Annotated in this window: 18 protein-coding genes and 1 pseudogene; all 19 read right to left on the bottom strand. The window is 27.5% G+C overall.

All coding sequences use genetic code 11. The features are described from left to right. Window positions 1-17 precede the first annotated feature (17 nt). The 19 genes and pseudogenes from DG046_RS00695 to DG046_RS00610 all read right to left on the bottom strand — a co-directional run bounded on the left by DG046_RS00695 (window position 18) and on the right by DG046_RS00610 (window position 24,331). On the bottom strand, window positions 18-185 hold the full coding sequence (locus DG046_RS00695) for an aminoacyl-tRNA hydrolase (protein ID WP_108830681.1): 168 nt from the start codon (window positions 183-185) through the stop codon (window positions 18-20). 417 nt (window positions 186-602) lie between these two features. Continuing rightward, on the bottom strand, window positions 603-1,013 hold the full coding sequence (locus tag DG046_RS00690) for an RNA polymerase sigma factor (protein ID WP_004838472.1): 411 nt from the start codon (window positions 1,011-1,013) through the stop codon (window positions 603-605). Window positions 1,014-1,255: 242 nt separating this feature from the next. Then, window positions 1,256-2,620, bottom strand: coding sequence for an MATE family efflux transporter (locus DG046_RS00685; RefSeq protein ID WP_108830680.1), 1,365 nt, complete (start codon window positions 2,618-2,620; stop codon window positions 1,256-1,258). A 41-nt stretch (window positions 2,621-2,661) separates the two neighbouring features. Beyond that, entirely contained in the window at window positions 2,662-2,916 is a 255-nt protein-coding gene (locus tag DG046_RS00680) for an AAA family ATPase (RefSeq protein WP_234411432.1), read from the bottom strand. A gap of 2 nt (window positions 2,917-2,918) precedes the next feature. Beyond that, window positions 2,919-4,661 (bottom strand): ABC transporter ATP-binding protein, encoded by a 1,743-nt coding sequence (locus DG046_RS00675; protein WP_108830678.1) that lies wholly within the window; start codon window positions 4,659-4,661, stop codon window positions 2,919-2,921. A gap of 1 nt (window position 4,662) precedes the next feature. Further along, complete coding sequence (locus DG046_RS00670; protein ID WP_050198508.1) at window positions 4,663-6,375, bottom strand: ABC transporter ATP-binding protein; 1,713 nt, start codon at window positions 6,373-6,375, stop codon at window positions 4,663-4,665. A gap of 3 nt (window positions 6,376-6,378) precedes the next feature. Further along, window positions 6,379-7,794 (bottom strand): ABC transporter ATP-binding protein, encoded by a 1,416-nt coding sequence (locus DG046_RS00665; RefSeq protein WP_108830677.1) that lies wholly within the window; start codon window positions 7,792-7,794, stop codon window positions 6,379-6,381. A 12-nt stretch (window positions 7,795-7,806) separates the two neighbouring features. Then, window positions 7,807-8,493 carry an energy-coupling factor transporter transmembrane component T family protein gene (locus tag DG046_RS00660; RefSeq protein WP_005957898.1) on the bottom strand — a complete coding sequence of 229 codons (687 nt, stop codon included), beginning with the start codon at window positions 8,491-8,493 and terminating at the stop codon, window positions 7,807-7,809. Beyond that, window positions 8,494-9,087: an MptD family putative ECF transporter S component gene (locus tag DG046_RS00655; RefSeq protein ID WP_108830676.1), complete on the bottom strand. Its 594-nt coding sequence runs from the start codon at window positions 9,085-9,087 to the stop codon at window positions 8,494-8,496. Between the two features lie 171 nt (window positions 9,088-9,258). Further along, complete coding sequence (locus DG046_RS00650; RefSeq protein WP_234411431.1) at window positions 9,259-9,657, bottom strand: hypothetical protein; 399 nt, start codon at window positions 9,655-9,657, stop codon at window positions 9,259-9,261. 60 nt (window positions 9,658-9,717) lie between these two features. Further along, window positions 9,718-9,840: pseudogene (locus DG046_RS09975) on the bottom strand (TetR/AcrR family transcriptional regulator); the annotation flags it as partial. Window positions 9,841-9,980: 140 nt separating this feature from the next. Further along, window positions 9,981-10,637, bottom strand: a complete 657-nt coding sequence (locus DG046_RS00645; RefSeq protein ID WP_108830674.1) for a lipase family protein — start codon at window positions 10,635-10,637, stop codon at window positions 9,981-9,983. Between the two features lie 23 nt (window positions 10,638-10,660). After that, complete coding sequence (locus tag DG046_RS00640) at window positions 10,661-12,832, bottom strand: class I SAM-dependent methyltransferase (RefSeq protein WP_108830673.1); 2,172 nt, start codon at window positions 12,830-12,832, stop codon at window positions 10,661-10,663. Between the two features lie 66 nt (window positions 12,833-12,898). Beyond that, window positions 12,899-18,271 (bottom strand): AMP-binding protein, encoded by a 5,373-nt coding sequence (locus DG046_RS00635; protein WP_108830672.1) that lies wholly within the window; start codon window positions 18,269-18,271, stop codon window positions 12,899-12,901. 19 nt (window positions 18,272-18,290) lie between these two features. Beyond that, window positions 18,291-19,340 carry a Gfo/Idh/MocA family oxidoreductase gene (locus tag DG046_RS00630; RefSeq protein ID WP_036762259.1) on the bottom strand — a complete coding sequence of 350 codons (1,050 nt, stop codon included), beginning with the start codon at window positions 19,338-19,340 and terminating at the stop codon, window positions 18,291-18,293. Between the two features lies 1 nt (window position 19,341). Beyond that, entirely contained in the window at window positions 19,342-20,415 is a 1,074-nt protein-coding gene (locus tag DG046_RS00625) for a saccharopine dehydrogenase family protein (RefSeq protein ID WP_108830671.1), read from the bottom strand. Further along, window positions 20,412-21,788 carry a phosphopantetheine-binding protein gene (locus DG046_RS00620; RefSeq protein WP_108830670.1) on the bottom strand — a complete coding sequence of 459 codons (1,377 nt, stop codon included), beginning with the start codon at window positions 21,786-21,788 and terminating at the stop codon, window positions 20,412-20,414. The genes DG046_RS00625 and DG046_RS00620 overlap by 4 nt, the downstream gene beginning before the upstream one ends. 24 nt (window positions 21,789-21,812) lie before the next feature. After that, on the bottom strand, window positions 21,813-23,270 hold the full coding sequence (locus tag DG046_RS00615) for a condensation domain-containing protein (protein ID WP_108830669.1): 1,458 nt from the start codon (window positions 23,268-23,270) through the stop codon (window positions 21,813-21,815). Beyond that, a complete protein-coding gene (locus DG046_RS00610; RefSeq protein ID WP_094210132.1) occupies window positions 23,267-24,331 on the bottom strand; it encodes a Gfo/Idh/MocA family oxidoreductase in 1,065 nt (354 codons plus the stop codon). The genes DG046_RS00615 and DG046_RS00610 overlap by 4 nt, the downstream gene beginning before the upstream one ends. Window positions 24,332-24,341: the final 10 nt, after the last annotated feature.

The following is a 24,341-nucleotide window of genomic DNA, read 5'->3' as shown; positions in this document are numbered from 1 at the left end:
ATATTTTTTGTCAGCCCCTAATAGACAGAAAATTTTTCTTTGATGTATTCCTCTACTAAATTTTCTAAGCTAAATCCATTTTCATTAAATTTAACTTCTATATTCCAACCATCAATTTGATTTAGCATCTGTTTATCTTTTTTATCTGTTTTCATTTCTGTATTTATATTATGTTCATCACACATAATATCTTCTCCTTATCTTTAATTTTTTTAAGTTTTTTGACATTAACAGGCGTGTAGGTCACGACATTGGAATTTCACCACCGCCCCTTTTCAAGATGAGCCGGCAACAACTGTAGAAGTATCATTGTCCCCATTTGCTTCAATGCATCAGTTTCCTAGGCTGAATATATAATTTCTTTTTGTCGCTCGTTTTCTTTTATCCTTCTTTTAAACTAGAGTATTTATTTAAACCGAAATCCTTATCAGCAGAAAAGTTATGGCGAAGAAATTATAAAGCTCCACAAATGGTTAATGTCCTGTCTTGGTCTATTCAGTTGTCAAGGTTCAAATTTCTATTAATTTCTTTTTTTATATAAAAGAGGACAAAATTCCCCTTCACTTTATAAAGGAAAATTTGCCCTCTTTGGTAACCATAATTTATAGTTCTTCTATAAATTTCTTTAGTTTTTCTAAAATTTTATCTCGTCTTTTAATTAAAGTTGGATGTGAGATATTTTTAGTCTTTGCTACTGCACGAAGTGTTTCATCATTGAAATATAATCTTTCTATGATTTCCCGCTCATCCCTATTTAACTTTGACAAAGCACTTTTTAGTGCTTCAATCATCATTTGTGTAGCTACAACTTTTTCTACATCAACGTTTTTATCCTCTAAATTATCTTCGAAATTCCCATCATGATTTAGGGACGAAAAAAAGAGCAAGTGGTTTTTCTTGTCCACCTGCTCTAAATATTTTTCATGTTCTCTTTCTTGCCAGTAGACTTTGTATATCTGCTCGCTTACTTTGATTTTTTGCCCACCGACATAAAGGTAATATTCTTTTGTCATTTATGTTTCCTCCATTCTTTTCTTTTTTGTCTTTATGTTTTCAGACAAAAAAAGGAGGACTCCTGCTCTTGGGCATGGTTAGTCCTCTAGAATGAAAAAAACTCTTTCTAATAGTAATTGTATTTAATTTTTTAACTGAGTTATCTAACTTGTAAATAGCGTAAACCAAAGAAAAAAGGTAAATGTACTTTAATTATATTTATTTGCATATTTCCCTCCATTCTTTTAAATAAACCCACTTATTATTCATTACTTGAATTTTTCAAACTAATTTTATCCATCCTATTTAATTCCCCAAACATCATTACTACACCAACTATTATCATAATTAAATCTACAAGGGGTTCTGCAAACCATACTGCTTTAACTCCAAATATCATTGGTAAAATAATCATGGCAGGTATGAATAAAAATAACTGCCTTAGCATGACTATTATGCCAGCTTTTTTAGCGTTTCCTATTGATTGGAAGAATGTTATAGTCATTACCATTACTCCATATAGGATAAAGATAGAATAAAATAGTCTAAAGTTCCCTATTCCCTGAGTTATAATACTTTCTTCTACTCCAAATAAAGAAAGAATATTCTTTGAAAATGCTAATGCTGGTATCCAAAATATTGATGCAAGAACTAATCCTCCGATAGAAAATACTTTCATAGCTTCTTTTACTCTGTCGTATTTTTTCGCTCCAAAATTTGTACCAACTACAGGTTGTAAACCTTGACTCATTCCCCAAAGTGGAATGAATGAAAAGGCATATATTCTAAGTGTTGCTGCCATCAAGATAGCATTTGTATCTCCGCCATATTTAAATGACATTTTATATAGCATTGTTTGTTGAATCATAAATAAAATTTGCATCATCATAGCAGATGACCCTACGCCAAACATTTCTTTTTTTATTTCCTGATCAGGTTTGATTTTATTTATTTTTACTGCTTTACTTTTATATTTGAAGTAATGGAGTGTTATTATCGCTTGAACAAATTGTGCTGTAATAGTTGCAAGTGCAGCCCCTTCTATTGCGTATTTTCCCATTAATTTCATTAGAATTGGATCAAGAATTATGTTTAAAAAAGCCCCTAGCCCCATAATGAGCATTGCTTTTTTCATTAATCCTTCTCCACGCATAACCATGTTTGCTGATTGAGTAAAGTTTACAAATAGAGAACCAATGAAAATTACTCGTAAATATCTGATACCATATTCTTTAATTTCTCCACTTGCTCCAACCATATCTAAAAAATGTGGTGCAAGTAAAATTCCGCCTATTGTAATAATTGATGAGAATAGAATAACCCAAAAGATTAAATTCCCCATAATTTTATCAACTGTTTTTTGGTCACCCTTTCCTATAGCTCTTGATAAAACTGATGCTGAACCTACACCTATGAGTGTAGATACTCCACTATTGAAAAAGGTAAGTGGCATAGCTACACCACAAGCTGTCATTGCCGTTTGTCCTATAATATTTCCTGCAAAAATTCCATCCATTAGTGGATAAAGACCTATTACTATCATTCCTATTACAGCAGGGATAGATAATTGAAAAAGTAAATCTATGGGTTTTTTTGTTAATAATTGTTCTTTCATATCTTGTTTCATAAAATTACCTCCTTTTTTCATCCATATTTTTTAAGCAAATTTTAAGTTTGATCGAAGAATTCCCTGATTTTTTCCATATCCTTTTTATCTTTAATACCATGCCATTTGACTTTTCCATTCTCCATAAACATAAAATAATCACAACAGCATTCTACTAATTCCGGGTTATGTGTAATAATAAAAATAGTTTCTCCGTCCTCTTTAAGCCTCATCATTTCATTAGAAAATTCTTTCATATTCCTAAAATCCAAACCACTTGTAGGCTCGTCAAAAATTAAGATTGATCTATTACTCAAATTTAAATCTTCCACTTTTCAGATTGTTTTCTGATTTCAATAAAATCCTTATATATTCCATGTTTAGATGCAAGTTCACTATGTGTTCCTACTTGTTTTATAACACCATCTTTTAAAACAACTATCTGATCAGCATTTTTTACAGTAGAAAGCTTGTGTGCAATTACAATAACAGTTTTGCCTTTTAATAAGTTTTTCAAAGCAATCAATAATTGTTTTTCATTTTCTGGATCTACGCTCGAAGTTGCCTCATCAAGAACTACAAACCTACTCGGTTTTAACATGGCTCTTGCAATAGAAATTCGTTGACGCTCACCACCCGATAGATTTGAACCCCCTTCTTGCAAAACAGTTTCATAAGCTTGTGGCAATTTCATAATAAAATCATGGCACTGAGCTTTTTTGGCAATATCTATCATTTCTTCATCTGTTGCATTTGGATTACCAAACTTAATATTGTTTTTTATGGTATCATCAAAAAGATACACGTCTTGAAAAACAAAGCTAAAATTTGAAAGCAATTCATCATACTTGTACTGTTTAATATTTAGATTTCCAACTTTTACTTCGCCAGAATTTACATCCCAAAACCTCGCCATTAAATTGCAAAGTGTTGTTTTACCACTTCCTGAAAATCCAACAAGAGCAGTAGTTTTCCCATCTGGAACAAGCATACTTAGATTATTGAAAAGATTTTCTTTTCCATAAGAAAATGAAATATTGTTCATTGATATTTCTGCTTTATCTACTTCTGTCATTTCACCTTCTTCAATTACAGGCAAATTTCTTAAATTTATAACAGTATTAAGATTTCGTACAGCAACACCCTTAATACTCTGCATACTTCCTGCTAATTCAAATCCAGAAAAAACAACAAAACTCATAACAATTAATATAATAGCTTTAGTAACTTCAATATCCCCTGATAAATATCTTATTATAGAACTAAAAATTATCACACAAATACCAAGTTTAAATACTAACAAGAATAAAAACTGTGTTGGAACTAAAATTTTTTCTACAGCAAGGAAACCTTTGCGACTTTTTGTAATACTTTCGTTTAGTTCCTTAACTGTATTTTTATCTTTTCCAAATGCTTTAGTTATTCCTATCCCATTTACATACTCAAGCATTTTTTCACTTAAATCCAATTTAAGTCCTAACAATCTCTCTGTTAGTTGATCTGTGCTTTTTTGTGTGAATAAGTTTACTAAGGTTCCAACAATCAAAGTCAACAATATAATTATAGCTGTTGCAAAATCATAAGGTAGTATGAAAATAACCATAATTAGTGTCTGTATTGTACCTACAAGCATTTGCTCAATAATAAAAACTCCTATTGTTTCAAGTTCACCTATAACAGTTGACAATGCTCCTGCTATATTCCCTAAAGAATTTGTGCTGAAATATCCCATGTTTACATTTTTTAAACGATCACCAATATATAATCTATTTTCTGCTCCTAAATTGTACGAAGCAATATATTTGTTTTTATCAGCCAGATATCCAAATATAATTTTTCCCACCACACTTATAGCTGCAATAATAAAAACAATATACACATCTTTCATTAAAATGCTTTGGTTCGTGAATATATTTTCACAAATTTTGGTCAAACATAATAGAATTGCACCTAAAGAAACTCCTTCAAATACTCCCTTAAATACATCAAAAATAAGCATTTTTGTTATTTTATTTGAATATGACCATGACACCTCATATAAAGTTTTTATCAATTCTCTCACTTTATATCACCTCGATTTCTTTAGATTCTGTATATACATCCCACATTTTTTTGTATCTCCCATTTAACTCTAGTAATTGTTTATGAGTGCCTTCTTCAATTACTTCTCCATTATCCACCACAATTATTTTATTTGCATTTACAATTGTAGATAACCTGTGAGCTACCATAATCACTGTTTTATCTTTAATTAACTTATCAATAGACTGTTGAATAACTGATTCATTGTCAGGATCAGAATATGCTGTTGCTTCATCAAGTAGTACAATAGGACTATTCTTTAAAAAACACCTAGCTATTGCAATTCTTTGCTTTTCTCCTCCAGAAAGATTTGCTCCTCCCTTTCCTACAATAGTTTCATATCCATTTGGTAGGCTCTTTATAAAATTATAGCAACTCGCTTTTTCACAAGCCTCTTTAATTTCATCCATACTCGCATCTTCCTTCGCCATCTTTAAATTTTCTAATATTGTTTTATTAAAAAGAAAGTTTTCTTGCGACACATAGCTAACAAGCTCCATATTCTGTTTTAAAGGCAATTCGTTCAAATTTGTTTTTCCAATTAAAATTTCTCCATTAGAAACATTCCAAAATCCTGCGATTAGTTTTGTAATAGTAGACTTTCCACTACCTGAATTTCCAACGATTGCAGTTAACTCATTTTCATTTGCTTTAAACGAAATATTATTTAATACATTCTTTGACTCTTCATATGCAAATGTAACATCTTTAAACTCTACATCATAAGATTTTATATCTCTTACTTCTTCTCCTCTTTTTAAGTTAGGAATTTCCATTATTTTTTTTATTTCTTCAAATACAACTTTTATATTTGCTATTGTTTCCATATGACTCATAGCTTTTATTAATGGTTTATATGAAGCATATGATAGCAATATACACGTGATAAGAGTCCCTACTTCAACACTACCCTTCATAAAGAAATACAAGGAAGCTGGTAAAACGAATACCATAGTTGACGGGATAGTTTCCATAGTTGCTGTCATTGAAAAACAAACACTCAAATACCAATCAAGCATTGCGTTCTTATTCTCTTCAACAGTCTTTCTAAATTTCCCAAATGATGATGCTGATTTATTAAATGCTTTTATAACTTTAATACCATTTACATATTCAACCATTGTCGTATTCATAGCTTTAGCTGCTTCTTGGTATCTTTTAGATTTTTCTTCATAACCTCGCATCATTAACATTGAGAACAATAATCCCAATGGAATTGTAAGTAAATTTGCAATTCCTATTCTCCAGTCCATTATAAAAATTGTTATGATCAATACTATAGGAATGAATATATTAGCAATAACTTCTGGAATCACATGAGCAATCGGTTTTTCCATTTTATCAAGTGTTTCCACCATAAATTGAGACCACTGTCCGCTGCTCTTTCTTTCAACTTCTCCCATAGAAATTTTACTTAATTTGTCAGCTAATAACTTTCTTTTATCTTCAATAATCCTGTAGGCAAGATTATGAGAAATAATAGTAGATATTTCATGAAATAATATACTTGCCAAAAATCCCAGAAATACAGCAAAAATATATGGATAATAATTATTTAAATTTGTATTTTTTGCAACCAAGTTATTAATAATGGCTGCTACAGAAAAATAAGGTATTACACCAAATCCTACTCCTATTATCGCAATGAATACAGCTGCGAAAATCTTGCTTTTATGTCCCTTTAAGATATCCATCTTTTACCTTCTTTCATAAAATCTTTTTATTCTGCCATCGCAAATTTCCAATAATTTATTACATGTACTATCAATCAATTCATTATCATGCGTAACAATAAATATAATTTTATTATTTGAAAATTCTTTAATGACTTTGCTTATTTCGAGCATATTTGTATAATCAAGTCCACTCGTTGGTTCGTCCAAAATAATAATTTCTCTATTCATTAACATCCCCAATGCTACAGAAAGTCTCTGCATTTGACCTCCTGATAAGCACATAGGATGACGATTATCTAATTTTTTAAGATCTAATTTTTCTAGAATATTATCTATTTGCTTTTCATCTATTTTAGAATCAAATAAACTAAATTCATCTCTTACAGATTCCGAAAAAAACTGATGAATTACATCTTGCATAACCATATAACAAAGTTTTCTTCGTTTTTTATATTTTATGGGACTTCCTTTATAGCTTATTTTTCCTTCGTTTTCTTTCAACAGTCCACACAAAATTCTCATTAATGTTGTTTTTCCTTGACCATTTTTACCTGTTATTGCAATAATATCTCCCTTGTTTCCGGAAATATTTATCTTATCTAAAATTTTTTGTTTCTTATTTTCATATTCTAAATTTGAAACTACAAAGTCATCAGATTCACAAAATGTGACAGGATTTGCAAAATCATCATTTTTCTTTCTTACAAAAGTTCTAAGTCCTAGTTTCTTTCGTGAGTCATCACTAATTGAAGAAAATTCCACATTTGAAAAAACATATTTTATTTTTCCGTCTTGTAAATAAATAGCTCTATCAATTAAATCCATTAAATAATAGAGTCTATGTTCAGAAATAATAATTGTCTTGCCCTGAGTTTTAAGATTTATAAGCATCTCTCTTATTCTTTCAATGCCATACTCATCAATATTTGCAGAAGGTTCATCAAACACATATACATCTGGATTGGTAGCATAAATAGATGCAATAGCAAGTAATTGCTTTTCTCCACCTGACATCATAAAAACATTTCTGTTTTTTAATCTTTCAATTCCCAAATCACGTACCACTTTAAAAACTTGTCTTTTTATTTTATCAGAGTTTTCACCTAAATTTTCTAATCCAAATGTTAGTTCACTATCTGAATCTAAATTAAAAAACTGTGTTTTGGGGTTTTGAAAAATTGTTCCCACTTTTTCAGAAATTTCATATATCTTCATTTGTTTTGTGTTTATCCCATTTATAAAAATATTTCCTAATAAATTTCCCTCTAAAAAATGAGGAATCAATCCATTGATTAATTTTGTTATAGTTGTTTTCCCAGAACCAGATTTTCCGCATAATAAGATAACTTCTCCTTGATTAATCTTTATTGAAATTTTCTTTAACTGATCTTCTAAGCTTCTCTTATAGGAATATGAAGCTTCATTTATATTAATCATGTTTCGTACCTCTTATAAAAATAACTTGAACTTTACATTAAAGAACATCAGAATACATAATAGAATAATTATTAGATCCCAAATGTTAAATCCTGCATTATCCATAAAAGTCTTTCTTGCAGGATTTTCTATCCCTCTTACTGTAATAGCTTGAGCTAATTCATCTGCGGTATTAGAAGCTGTAACTATTAAAGATATTAGTCCTAATTGTATCTTTTTAAATCCAGTCACGCCTCTTATTTTTATTGCATCTGAGATTAATATTTTTTCTTCTCTTAAAGATGGAAAATATCTGATGCCTATTGCTAGGGAAATAATTAGGCTTTTTGGAAAATGCATCATTTTTAAGGCATACATAATATTTCGTATAGGATTAGTTTTTACAAGAATTTGACCAACTAAAAAAATCGGTATTAACTTAGGAGCATGAATCACCAATAATCCAAAATGTGCTGATATGACATCTGGTAGAATCGGCAAAACAAAATATTTCAATCCCTGTAATAATACAAACATAGATAATGCCTTTAAAGATATTTTAACAAGTCCCATAAATAACGCTATAATAGCAACCATTAAAAGAATAAAAACATCTAATTTTAAGCTATTATTTGCAAAGCTAATAATACTAACTGAAATCAAAAAAATGATTTCAGTTAGTGGATTTAGCTTTATAATGCCTCTTACAATACCCTCCATTTACATAATTCCAGCTTTCTCAAAACGTTTTTTGAACATTGCTTTACCTATATATGCACCAATGACTCCTCCAATAAATGCAGTAATGATCATACCGATAAGTGTTGGAATTGAAATTAAAGTTTGTAATTTATTTACATATTCTGGACTCATTCCCATTTTAATAATAGATTTCATATAAGATTCTTGGAACAACCACATAGGCAATGGTGAGCCAATCAACCCAATGCAAATTAATCCTGAAGATACTATTACGCTTTTTTGACTTTTATATCCCAAAATTTTTCTAGTAATTTCTGCTAAAATCCCTGCAATAACGCAAGTTATGACAATTGTAAAAGTGCATTCTCCTATAGCAAAATATATAATCCCTGTAATTGCTATCAAAAGTAAAGCCGTTCCTGGTTTTGGCACCTTAGAGACCAACAACATGTAAATAAAATTACATATTATGCCTGTCATTGCTGGCCATAATAACCAAAGTATCGGAGAAAACACAGGAATAAACATTACCGCCATTGATAACGCCATGTATATCACCGAAAAAATACCGATGTTAACTAAATCTTTTGTTTTTAATTTTCTTTCATTCATTTGAATACCTCCATTTAAATTTTTATATTTATTTACCAGTTGCAATATGATTGATTCAAAATAATCTTTACTGGTAAATTTTTCTTATTATTGTTTACTTTCCATAAAACGCAGAAAATCGGGATTAACCCGATTTCAAAATTTATTATTTTTTAATTTTATATTATGTTTTCATTTAATAATCATCCTCCAACCAAAATTCATTGCTGCCTCCATCATATCGATAAAATTTAAGGCTTCATTATATGGATACCTATGTGTGATTACCTCAAATAAAGGCGTACATGCCATTGTATAAAGAACATGAAGTTCATCATCATTCAAATCATTTACTTCAATCTTTTTTTCTTTAAGAATCTCAATTAATTTCTTAGCGCCCTGCACTTCAAGATTCACTAAATCATGACGAATTGATTCAAATTCCGTACCATGAGAACAGTTAAACAGAAGATTAACTATAGGATCGTTTTGGTAAATAAATTCCAATAATTCCCTATTACTATCATCAGATTTTTCTCCAAAAGCTTGTAAACCATTTACTTTAATTTCTTCAATCGCTTGATTTGTCAATTCTTTACTTCTTCTGTATAAGTGATTAAGTATAGGACTTACAAGTACTTTAAAAATATCTTCTTTAGATTTAAAATGCTTATATATTGCACCAGGCGTAATTCCTGCATTTTTAGCAATAGTGCGAATAGAAGCCTCTTCGAATCCATGCTCTGTAAACTCGCTTTTTGCACTTTTTAATATTTTCTCTATTGTAACATCTTTGTCTCTCAGTAAGTTTCACCTCCCAAATTAAGATAACACCGTTTACTATATTTTAGCATAAAGAAGCTAATGAAGTCAACAATCACTATCAATTACATTTTTTTATGATAACATATTATTTAATTATCTATAAATTCTCTTGTTAGGTCCGCTACTAGTTTCCATTCGGGATCAAGCATACAATCATGACACACATCGTCTAAAACAACAATTTTTGATTTATACAACTTAGCTGATTCTATTACTGATTCTCCGAGTAAACAATTGTCATTTTTAGAACATATGGTTAATATTGGAACATTAAATTCTATTTTTTTAATTGAGGAATAAATAACAGGCAACATTCTTATGCTTAGAGGTTCCTTATTCATTTTATCAATATACTTTTTAGCGTTATTAACTCTTCCAGAAAAAAAGAATTCTTCCCTTGTCAACTTAATATAATTCTTATTAGTAAAGAATAAATTTTTAATCCTGTTTTCAATTGGAAATGGCATTAAAAAAACCATTGATTTCGGCACACAATCTTTATAAGTTTTTAAAAATTCATTTATAAACAAATTACCCATAGAATGTGTTATAAAAATAAACTCTGTATCAATTTTTTTAATATTTTCCCTTAATATTTTCATAGAATCTTTTAAATTTTTAGCTTCTTTTGATAATGCATGCACATGTAAATTGTATCCTTTTTCCTTAAAGTATGGTATAAAATGTTCATTCCAGCACCATTCATAATGAAAAGCTCCACATACTAAAATAATTGTTTCTTTCATGACTACTTATTTATCTCCTTTTTTTATATTTTAACAACAAATAATTGTTGCCCAAATTCATACAAGGCGTGTGTATTTTTAGGATAAATAAGAATTTGTTTTTTATCAAATGTATCCTTTAATAAATCAAGCCATTCTAATCTATTTAAAAATGTTCTATTTTTCTCTAGCCTAATATCTGTTGGTTTTGTCATCATAAAAACTTGTGAAACAAGCATTTCAGGAGGTTCCTTAACTGGTTCTGCAATTAATATAAGACTATCTTTTTTTACAGTATTATATATCTCTCTCAATACTGTATTTAATTTTCCAGAATTATTTAATACACCTACAGCTATCACTATATCAAAAGTTTCCTTTCCTAACTTTTCCAAATCTTTATCTATATCAATCTTTTCATATTCAATGTTACTAACTACATTTTCATATTTGCTTTTTGCACACTGGATAAAAAAATTCGATATATCTGTATATTTATATAATACTTCATCAATCAAATTTTCATCTATTAATCTTTTTAATACACTATCTGTAGTAGCTCCTATTCCAGCTCCTATTTCTAAAATTTTTATCTTATTAATTCCACTAGAATATTTTTTTACATAATCAGATATAGTTATTGCTACTAAGTCATTAATATATCTATATACCATGTTGTTCTTATATAATGCCTTTGCATATTTCAGGTCTCCCTCAGGAAATAATATAGAATTACATTTTTTCTTTCCATCAAATAATTCTTGTAAATATTTTATATTTTGATTTATATAATCTATAGACAACGGATCTCCTAATTTCCAATCCCATAAGTTCTTTGCATCTTCATAATATCTATCAATATTATTTTTATTCACGACTTTACGCAAATAACAATTATTATTTTCTAGATGTATAAATTCATTTTCGAATAATATATTTAACCATCTTAATATAATATTTTTATTTCTACTATTAAAGTTTTTTTCAATAATCTCATTTATATTATATTTGCGATTACAATCAATAAAAACACCATTATTTTGAAAAAACAATATCATGGACAAATATATATACATATTTATCGATTCTAAAAATTTATTTACATGAACATGATCTATAAATGAGTACCTTCTTTCAACATCTTGTATAGAATGAATATTCATTAAATTAGGTGTTTCATACAACCACTCATTTTTTTCTAAATTTGAGGATAAACATGAGTTTTGTTTTATTGTAAGGTCATCTTTTAAATCAAACTTTCTTACTAAATATTCAAATTCATCAAATAATTGAACATCTTTAATAATCTCGTGTACCTTTGGCAAATATTTTCTTCCATCATTCTTCATATTATTTAAAAAAGTGATCTGTTTTTTTACCAAAAGTAATAATTCATCATTTAAATCTGTTTTATTTTCGACTGTAAAAGATGTTTTTAAATTTAGTAGTTGTTCTGCATTGTATAAATTTATATTTATGTTATCTTTATCAAAAAATAAATTTCTTCTATTTTTCCAGATAATTATATTTTTAAAAATTTCTAAAATCAAACTACCATCTTCAAATACAAACTCCAATTTATTTTCATAGTATTTGCATCTTTTATTAATATTTATAGGATCATATACTTTAAAGCAAAATGTTATTTCCGATATTTTCCCACTAATAGTAATAAATTCATCATGACTAAATGTTTTTATATCAAAACAAAAATTCTCATTAAGGCTTGACTTAATAATTTTAAAAATAGAAAATAACATATCTTTAGATATAAACGAATCAATATATATTATTTTTTGTTCTTGCATTATTTGTTTCGCTTTTCTTATAAACATTTTTGAAATTTCTGTTTCTTCATATAAATTTCTAATAAGATAGTAACAGTTTTTACTTTTTATTTCCTTTAAATATTTTATTGTATCTTTTTTACTTTTAGGAATTTCTTCAATTACGTTTATTCCTCTATTTAATAGATAGCGAACAATATCTACATCTCTATTAATTTCAGAATTAAATGGAACATATGCAAGTTTAGTATTATTAGGGATATTTTTTATATTTGTAAAAAGTGGCAAATTATTAAAATATGCATCTCTAATTGTTGTCTTAGAATTAACTTCAAAAATTCCTGATATTTCAATTATATCTTTTAATTTAAATAAAGATTCTACAATAAAATTTCCTGATACTTTTCCACAAATAATTGTTTCTATCATTTTTTCACCCCCACAAAACGATATACTTTCTTTTTTAAATATTTATTATAATATATACTTTATTCTCTATATTTCGCTCGACATATTTTCATTTAACATATTTGCTAAAACTTTTGAGTTTGACTTTCCTTGTACTGAACTATAATGATTGCCTGGTATATAAAATTTTCTAATATCGCCAATAATTATATTCTTCCAATTTTCAGCTAGGATATTAAAGTGCTTATATGCCCCAACATTATCTTTTGCTATATAGTAATCTATATCCCCAAAATATATTTCAGGCATAAATTTTTGAGCATTAAATGACTTTATGAAAATTTTATACATATCTAAAAAAGATTTTTTTGTAATTGAATTTCCCTTATTTTTTACTAAATTATAATATAATTCAAATCTTTTTTGTTGAGATAAAGAATTTAATTTTTTTACATAAAGTATATCTTCTTCGAATCGCATTTTACTCAATATATTATTAACCGTCATTGCATTCTCATAATTATTATCCATATTAGAAAATGCTATATCTAATATATTTGTTTCTTTAAATCCTATATCTGAAATTTCAATATTAAATGCTTGTAAGAAATTAAATTCCAATAATAATTCATCATAATTATAATTTAACAAGCTTCCACCTTCTATAACTGCTAAATTATCTACTAAAATTCCTGCTTCTAATAATCTCCTAGAAACTTCTATTGCAACTACCCCGCTAAAGCTATATCCTATTATTTGAACATTTGTTGGAGAAAATTTTTGTATTTCTTTATAATACTCATTTGCCAATTTTTCAACTAATTCATCTGAATTTATATCTAGATACTTACCTATATCTGATACACCCATCAATAATATATCTCCCTTATTTTGAGAACATAATTCCATTGCTAAATTTTTTAAATTTTCAAGATTTCCAAAAGCTCCATGTAATATAACTCTTAATCTTTTATCCTCGATGGCTGCACTATATTTTTTTGAGTATATAAATTCATCATTAGAAATATTATGCTCTGTACCGTTTCCGCCTTTCAATAACTCAGAAATCCTATAAAAAGTTGGTTCATCTATTAATTCTCTAAGTATAGATTCAAATGTGCTACTTGATTCAATGCTTTTTATAATTTCAGCTGCTATTTGAGCTAAAATCAATGAATCAGCTCCACATTCATATAAATTCTTATTTAAATTTAATTCTTCTTCATCTAAAAATTTAGCACAAATATTCAATACTTCTTTTGGTATAGATGTTTTTTTTGAATCAAAATTAATAGATTCATTTTCTGCACATCTCAAATAATCCGTTTCATATGAAAAATTTTTCTTTATGTCAACTATACCATTTGAAGTCAATTTGAATTTTTCTAAAAAAGTTATTTTGTCAGGCACCAAATCAATAGGTAAACATATCTTAAGATTATTATATATTTTCTCTCTATTGATAAAAGAATAATCACTTTTAAACTGTTTTATAAACAAAACCATTCCTAATTTCTCTATAACAGATTCTTCTCTTGGTAAAGTAAAGATTTTTTCATTGTTTTCATATAATATATTTTTCCATTCTTCTATTGATAAGAAAAATTTGTTTTTCCTTAATGAATCTAATGGTTTTTCCATCATAAATACTTGAGATGAAATTATCCACGGTTCATTACGTATAGGCTCAGAAAATAGTAAGTATCCCTTAGGCGCACATATATTTCTTATATAATTTAAACTACTTACAACATCTTTAGCATTTTCTAAAACATAAGCGCCAATTATTATATCAAAATAATTGTATTCTATTCCAATTTTTATAGGATCTTCATTAATGTCCAATTGATAGATCTTAACATTTTTATTATCTTCAAACTTCTTTTTAGCTTTAGATAAAAAATATTTCTTTCCATCTGTAAAATGATATTCATAATCTACACCATTTAATAAATCTATTATTTTTTCAGATGTTGCCCCAGTTCCGGCACCTATTTCTAAAATTCTTATTTTCCTATGATTATTATTTTTAATATACTCATTAATAAAATTACAGTAAAAATTATTAATAACAATAGAATTTATACTTGTATTATACATTGCATCAGTGTAAATATCAGAACCCTCAGGATATAATATATTTACTGGATCAATCTTCCCATTTAAAATTTCTACTAAATTATCCGTGCTGTCTTTGACATACTTTAAGTACTTCAAACTATTATCATTTTTAACATCCCATTTTAAAAAAACTTTTGTCCATAAATTAGCAATATCATCATATGTCAAAATAGACTGAATTTTATAATCTCCATTTTCAGCATATATCATATTTTTTTCTATCAGTTGATATAACCATCTGTCAATTATCCAATTATATTTATTATCATTTAATTTCCTTTTTCTTTTATATAAGTCAGAATTTGGTTCTTTTTTTAATATGTCTGTATCTATCATTGCATTTAGTATAGCATTTAAACATATTTTATCTCTTATATCGCATAATTCCCTATATTTGTTACTAAATAAGTATTCCTTATTTTTAATATCTATACCCTCATTATTATTAAATAAAGTTTCATAATGCGAATCTAATTTATCATCTCTGTCTTCTCTAGCAATTGTTACTACTGATTCAATAGGAAATTCTTTTTTATTTTCATTTACCATTACAATAGCATTTGAAATTACTTTTTGCTTAATTAAAGCATTTTTTATCTCCTCAAGGTCTATTCTATTGCCTCTTATTTTTACCTGAGTATCTTCCGTACCTAAAAATTCTATTTCTCCACTTGATAAATAGCGACCCAAATCTCCAGTAGAATAAAGTCTGATCTGCTTTAGAGGATGAATAAAGAACTTTTCTTCTGTTAATTTTTTATCTCCTAAATACCCTTCCGCCAAGCCTCTACCAGCTATATATAAATTACCTTCGCAATAAACTGGACAATCTTCAAAATTTTTATCTAATACATAAATTTGTTGATTAGTGAGCGGTTTCCCATACGGAATGCTTTTCCATCCCTTTTTAATACCTTTATATTCATGATAGTTAGACCATATAGAGGCTTCTGTAGCACCTCCCAATACTATTATTTTAGATTCTACAAAAGTTTTTTGCACTGCATTAGGCATATTTAAAGGAATCCAATCTCTTGATAGCAATATTAGTTTAATAAAATTTTGTTTTTTTGATAAATTTTCTAAATAATTTAAATATGGTTTCATTAATTCTGGTACCATATTTAATATAGACACAGAATTTTCTTCAATCAATTTATCCCAATGAGCAGGATTTAAATACTCACTTTCATCAGGATATACAATAGTTCCTCCAACTGATAGCATTCCAAAAATATCATAAACAGATAAGTCAAAATCTAATTTTGATATTCTTAATATGCAATCTCTCTCAGATATTTCAAATTTTTGATTTATATCATATATAGTATTAAATACTGCGCCATGATTTATTACAGCACCTTTTGGATTTTCAGTAGTCTCTGACGTAAACATGATATAAGCTGCATCAGTCGAATCGATATGTTCTATATTAAACATATTTATCAAATCTAACCTATAATTTACATCATCAATGTTCACAAAATTTCTTTGTCTACTATCATAACAACTGACATTTGTCAAAATAACTTTACAATTACATTGTTTTAAAATATTCTCTAATCTTTTTTCTTCTATATTAAAATCTACCGGAACATATATAGCTCCTACCATAAGTATTCCAAGAATAGTATAAACTTGACTTTTATTATGTGGTAGTTTTACAATTATATGCTCACCTTTTTTTACATTTTTTTCTTTCAATGCTAAAGCTATAGATACAGACTTATTATATAATTCTTTATAAGAAATTGAACCTCTAGAGTCTATAACAGCCGCCTTATCTGGATAAGATTTTACTTTTTCTATAAAATCTTCTAATAATGTCTTATTATTAATTTTTTTATTTGTAGCATTAACTTTTTCTCTAATTTCACGTTGCCACTTAGGTAGATCAATTTCAAGACGTTTCTCCCAAAATTCTTTATTGTTCGATAAATTTATTAAAATCTTCTTAAACTCACTAAACATATCCTCCAACATATCATCTTCAAATATTCCTTCACGAACATCCCAATTAATCTGTAAACCTAATTCAGTATCCATAGCTTGACAATCAATAAATACTTGCGGTGTTTGAGATATTCCATACACATATCTTCCTATCAACCTCTTTTTAATTAACCCTATTGCACTTGTAAATACATACGGTGCTAAAAATTCTTTGGAGTTATGCAGTTTAGCAATATCTCTTAATATATTAACTCCAGGATATGCACTATTATCTATTGAGCTGAATAATTCTTTATTAACTTCTCTTGCTAACTCTGAAAAAGATTCTTTTATGTTTTTTATCGAAATTACCGATGTATTTGTAAAATCTCCTACTAAATATTCTATATTTTCCCCTAAATTTTTCTTGTTAAATAAAGTTAAATTTATAAGAAATTCTTTTTCTGTACTCCATTTTTTTAGTACTTCACTATATACAGTCAATACTGACGCTGTCGGTGTTAAAGCATGGTTTTGAGCTAAAATTTTAAATTTATCCCACATATCCTTATCTAATGTTAAAGACAATCTTTTAAACTTACAAACATCCGTTTCTTTTAGCGTTTTTAAAGGTATTACTGGAGATGTCTTTAATTTTCTAGTCTTTTGACTCCAATATGCTTTCGCCTTCTTGTATTCCGAGTTTTCTTTTGTCTTTTCTTCACTTATTATATAATTCCTAAATGATATCTTAGATTGTCTATCATTCTCTATTCCTTTAAAATACTTCATCTCAAACTCTAATAGAAGTTGCCATATACTTGACCAATCACATATCATAAAATCCATCGAAAAGTGTAAAATTGATTTTTCTCCATAATTTGATACTCCAATATCAAACATTGGCCATTTTTCTAATTGATAAACTTTATCCTCTAACTGTTCTCTAATAGATATCCTATCTCCTGTAACAACCTCATATTCTGGAACTTTTTGTAGTATTTTTTGATAACCTTCTTTAAATATAACTGCCCTCAGCATTTCATGTTTATTTATCAAGTAATTCCATGTATCTTGTACTTTTGAAACATCTAAATTATCATATAAAAATTCTTGATAAATGTGACAAGATACATTTCCATATGAATGTAAGTCATCTCTTCCATAAAGATATGATTTCTGAACTGGAGATAATGGAAATGGTGCATAATCATCTTTAACATCATATTTATTCTCAAGTTTTTTAATGTATTCTTTAAGTCCATCTTTATTTAATTTTAATTCCATTAAAATATCTTCATCTAACTGACCATTTATGGATTTATATTTTAACTTTTCACCATCAACATACAACTCAATACCTTGCTTAGAATATTTTTCAATTATTTCTTTATAACCGTTCTCCATTATTTACCTCCTTATTAAATTATTCATCAAAAATTTTTATATCACTCAGCAAAAGCAGCTTCTCTTTACTAGTCTCCATAAACTTTGCATATCCCGCTTTTTTCTGCAAAATTTCCCATTTTTTAGATGTTGATAGTTCCCTGTTTACTCGACGAATATCAAGTTTGCCTGAATTCATATATTTCTTCATTTTAATCAATTCTGCTGTTATTGAATCAATCCAGTATGTTTGAAAAAATTTTGAAGTACTCGTTTCTTTTAAAGAATTCAAAACCTTGTAGATTGACTCTTTACCTATATTTAAATCGTCTTTAGCTCCTTTTAAATATGTTCTTGGACGCCAAGCAACATCTCCATACGCATCATTTAGCGATAATACTCCATCTTCATAATAAAGTTTAAAACTATACATTAATTGCATATTGTAATCAGGTGTTTTGGGATTTAATTGATTATTGAATTCTATTAAAATAGGTAATTTCCCTATATTTCCATATAATATATCAAATGGGCCTAATCCCTTTATTATATTATTATCCAACTCCAAATCACCTAAAATTCCAGAAATAGCTAATAAATCCAAAGCTACATATGATAATTGTGTAGAAAAAGAAACGCTTATATATTCTAACTTAGAATATATATTTAATTTTTTTGCATACACTGCAAAGCTCTGCATATTTGATAAATTTGAATATAGATTTGCAGTCAAGTAAATAAGGTTTTTCTCTCTTGCTAGCTTATAACATTTATATAAATGTTCTTGATAAACAGGTTGCTCTTGAATTACGTTTATTCCTTTATTTAGTAAATCTATGCACAATTCTGTTCCATCCCCACCTGTTCCCTCACTTCTAACAATAACGCAAGCTAAATCTATATCTGATGGCAATTCTTCAACATTAAAATACAGTGGTACATTATATTTCTTTGAAAGTGTCTTTGACCTTTCACTTCCTCTTCCGATAATACCTGCAATTTGAAAATCTGATTCGGCACTCTTTAATGCTTTTAAATAAAATTCTCCAAAATTCGTGCCACAAACTATGGCTTTCAATCTTTTTTTCATTTTATATTTCTCCTTCAAAGATATTATTCAATTTCAAATTTGTTCCTTTCATCAATTTGTAATAAAATGTTGTATCCATTTCCATCATCTTATCAAGTAAACTATTTAATAAAGGAAACTCACTCATATCTTTGATTTCAGTTTTATTACCATGTTCTAGAGCTAAAATAGAAACAGCTGCTACTGTTAGAGCCGTTAATCTAGTTGGTGAAATGCTTTTTAAAATCATATTAGCATCTATAGTATTTTTATTTTTTATTCCTGTTGCCTCTAAGATAAATCCGCCAAATTCTTTTTTTTCAATATTATCCAAATTGGATAAATCCACTAATTTTTGTGCCATTACATTTATATTTTCAATGTTATCAGAACGAATATTCTTTAAAAAATTGCAAACATATCCGTTCTTTATGCACATATAGAATATGGCATTTTCCACACCTATTTGCCTACAAACTTTAAGAGTTCTTTTATCAATATACGGAAATGGCACCCATCTTTCGCTGCTTATTGGCAATGTTATTGTTTTATTTCCTGCCAAATAGGGTTCTATCTTTCCTGAATTTAAGATTGATCTTGCATAAAAACCATCTTCACTTAAATATCTCAAGTATTCTTTGGCTGCATTATAAGTAAATTCCCCATTAGAGGCGTAATACATTTGAAAACTAAGGGTTTTATCAAAAACTCTAGAAATAATAACTGGCAATGCTTCTATTAATCCTGGCGATGAACCAACTCCATGATATATTGTTCCTCCTTCAAAAACAGATTTCTCATAGAAATTATAATAACTTAAGTCAATGAGAATACATTTGTTTTTATTAACTGTATCTATTAAATTAAATATTGATGAATCTGAATACCCTGAACAGTTTATAATACAGTCACATCCATCAACAAACTCAATACAAGTATTTATATCATCCAAATCTATAAATGCAAAAGTATTCTTACTCTTATAAACTTTTTCTTTTCTTCTACATCCCAACTTTATATCTTTGATTCCATAATCATTCAAAATTTTAGTACATTCTGAACCAATATCTCCAGTAGCTCCAATTATTCCTATCATATTTCACCTTCTACTACCTCCATACCTAACTGTTTTGAATTTATCAAATTTAACATTTTTTCAAATTCAGGATTTGAAAAAATTTCATTTAATGTGAGTTTGCATTTTAATCTTCTTTCTATCTCAACTAGAAGCTTTGTTGCAGATAAGCTATTTCCTCCAATCTTAAAATAATTAGAATTTCTATCTACATCATCTATATCCAAATTTTGCATCCATATTATTTTTAAGATTTCTTCTAAATTTTCATTATATTTTTTTAATTGTTCTTTTATTGTTGTTTTATCAGAGACATCCACATTAAAAGAGTCCAATGACAGCAAAACAATCTTCTTATCGAAATCTAACCCAATTTCATTTTCTAAGTTATTTATCAACTCAATATGATCTGTATAGTTTTCTGATTCGAGATAATAAGCAATATTATTTTCTATCAAAAACATAGTATTTTTAAAAAAATATTTTTTGGCTATTTTCTTAATGTAATCAACTTTATAAAAAAACTGCGTACGTTTTTCAGTTTCTACATCAAGATTTTTTTCTTGAAAAAATATGGCTGTAAGTACAGATATTGGATCCATTTTACCAAAATCAATTACATGAATTTTTCCGTTTCTTTTTAACATTAGTTTTGAGGTTTTGAAAAAAGATTCAACGTCTTCAATTTGATGTAAAAAATTAACAGAAATAATGTGATCAAATCTACTTAAGTAATTATCTTTCAAAAATTTCTTATCATTGCAATCATTTAATAAAATTACATTGTTTAAATCTTTAATTCTGCTGACTAAGTTATCTTTTATTATGCAATCTACATCATTAACAATGCCTATTGTTAACCTTTTAATATCTTTACTTTCATTATTGATGTTTTTAATTAATTTATCTAATAAGCCCTCAGTAAACTCACTTCTAATGCCTAGTTTTGCTGGGGATATTTCATTATCTAAAAGCAAAAGCTCTTTTTTATTATTATTCTCAAGTATATCTACAAATAAATTCTTTTTTAGTTGTAGTTTTCTATATAAAGAATCCTCTGCGATTTTTACTTCATTCATCTCATCTGCTTTAAAATCTTTCACATATTTCAACCAGTATTTAATTATATTTTCATTCTTGTTGTCTATTTTTATTTTTTTAACATTAATTTCAGTTAATAAATCTAATAAAAATTTTTGGACAAAATACTTTCTCTTTTTCACTTCATTGTCTGTATTAATATTATCAATATAATTTATCTTAAATTCCGATTTATCTTCCTCTAATTCTGGTTCAACCAGGAGCGTTTTAACATTTTCTTGTGAGATTATTGTTTTATATTTACCACTATAAATTCTTTTTTGATACTCAATATTAAACTTTTTTCTTTTCATATTATTCCCTCCATAGTTGATTTATCAAAAATTAGAGCATATTTCATTTGAAACATCAATATACTTACCTACCATCCAAATAATATCCTCTTCATATAATAACTCATCTATATAATCAAAAGTAATGACAATACTATCATCAATCATTCTTATATGATGATCTAGATAAACTTGAGGTGTTTGACTTAATGAACATATTTCATGAAATCCATTTTTACAATTGCTATAACTCTCTCCAATCATGCAAGTAACTACTATTGGAAACAATTTATTTATTCCATTCTCTTGCCTAGCTTTATTTATAACATTAATCCCATCAAAACATCTATATTCTAATAACTTAAATATTTGTTTTTGGGTTTTTTTGATGGACTCTAATATAGATTTATATTCATCTTTATAGCTAATTAATCCTATATTTGTAAATTCTCCCAACAATTCATCTGCATTTTTAACTACTGGTAATTTCCCAAATAATGTTGTTGTTATTGTTAATTCGTCAGTCTCAATTAAGTCAGACAATACTTTCATATAAATAGTGATTAATATAGCAGACAACGTTACACCTCTTAGTTTTGAATAATGTATTAAATTGTCAGTTTGTTCTTTACTAAAACGATATTCTTTTCTTTTAAAATTGTATTCTTCTAAGTCATTAATCGGCATTTTTGTTCTTAAATTCGGTGCTTTTGGTAGTGTTTTTATCATTTTATTCCAATATTTTTCAGCCTCATCTAAAAGTCTCTTATTAAATGCAAGTTCCTTATATATTCTTAAATTCATTACATAATCTTTATAAGATACATCGGAAAAACTTATTTTTTCTCCTTCGTATAACGCAAAAAGCTTATATATCATATTACCTGCACTCCACGCATCTAATATAGAACAATCAAAACTTATGTGGAGTACATCATTTTTATTCTCGCCATTAATTTTCTTTCCAACTACGAATTTAAACATAGGCCATGTTTCGATATTATACTTCATATGCGATAAAATCTTTCGCATTTTATACCTATCCTCTTTAGAATTATATTGATATTTAAAAACTTTATATTCAGGAACTTTTTCCAGAATAATCCCTCTACCATCCGATAATAAAATCAATCTTAAAATATCATTTTTTCTAATCATCAAATTAATGTTTTTTTCAAGATTAGCAATATTTAAATTTTGCTTTTCAAATTCAATATAATAATGAGCATTAACTTTATTTAAAAATTCCCCATCTACTTGTCCAGCCATATATGCCAACTGAAGTGAACTCAATTCCAAAGTGTTTTCTTGTGCTTTTGATAAATATCTGAGTAAATCCTCTTTGTTAACTTTAATTTCGTTGATTACCTCTTCATTGTATAATTCTTTTTTGATTCTATATTTTAATTTTTTATCTTCCACAAACAAAAACATTCCCTGTTTTCTCAGCTCATTTACATAATCAAATAATTCTAAGTCTGTACTATCATTTTTTAGTTTCATTTTTTCATCCCTAAATTTTTTAAAGCTTGTAAATGGTTAAGATGTTCTTCACCAAATTTAACATTTTTAGGAAACCCTATTTCTTTCATTATTTCTCCCCATTTTTTCGAAACTATTATTTCCTTTTGCGTTCTTGTAATATTATTTTTTCTTTGTTTAACATTTTCAATAAATTTTTCAATTTCTTTCCTTATGGCATTCGGAAAAACATCATAAAGTATAGTTTCATATGTCAAGTTACTGTAATTTGCCAAGCTAAATTTTATTGGCTTATTTAAATAATTAACATCAATTTGTTTTGAATCTAACACAATATTATCAGATATATTCATTCTATCCCTCCATATTACAGATCCAAAGGTATCTTCAAGATCTAATCTTCCACTTTTATAAAAAAAAGTAATTTTATGAAGAAGATGCATATGGTTATTCCCATCCACATCAGAAACCTCATTATGAATTTGTAAGTTTACATCCAATTGCCCATTTGACAAAACAACACGATTAAAAGGGTATCTTTTCTCTGTTAACGTTGGAATTATATTAAAACTTCTAAGAAGAGGTAATGCTTCGTTCAGAATACCTATCAAAGAATAAAGAAGTTGCGAAGATGTCATGATATCTACATGTTCAAGAACATCTTCTTTATTTAAATATTTTGCAGCTTCAATAAATTTTTCAATAGTTTCCAATGAATTATATAAATTCCCTACTATATAACATGAGTTGAATTCATGAGCCAACTTTAAGCAGTTCTCTATCTCCCTATAATGAATTGGATGTTCCTGTATCACATGAATTCCTTTTTTTAAGAGACTCTCTGACAATTCAGTTCCCTTACCTCCCAATACAGAAGATTTAATTATAACAAATGCAATATCTATATTTCCTGGAATAGAATCTACATCAACATATAGTGGAACATTATGTTCTTCTGCACACCTCTTAGAACGACTACTTCCAAAAGCTAATATACCTACCAATTCAATATTATTTATTTTTTTTATCGCATTTATATAGGATTGACCAAAAGTTGTTCCACAAACTATCGCTTTCATCATAATGTTCCTC

Source organism: Aedoeadaptatus coli (assembly GCF_900343085.1).
GTDB classification, from domain to species: domain Bacteria; phylum Bacillota; class Clostridia; order Tissierellales; family Peptoniphilaceae; genus Aedoeadaptatus; species Aedoeadaptatus coli.
Note: the sequence above shows the minus strand (reverse complement) of the source record. Positions and strands in the feature narration are given on the sequence as shown.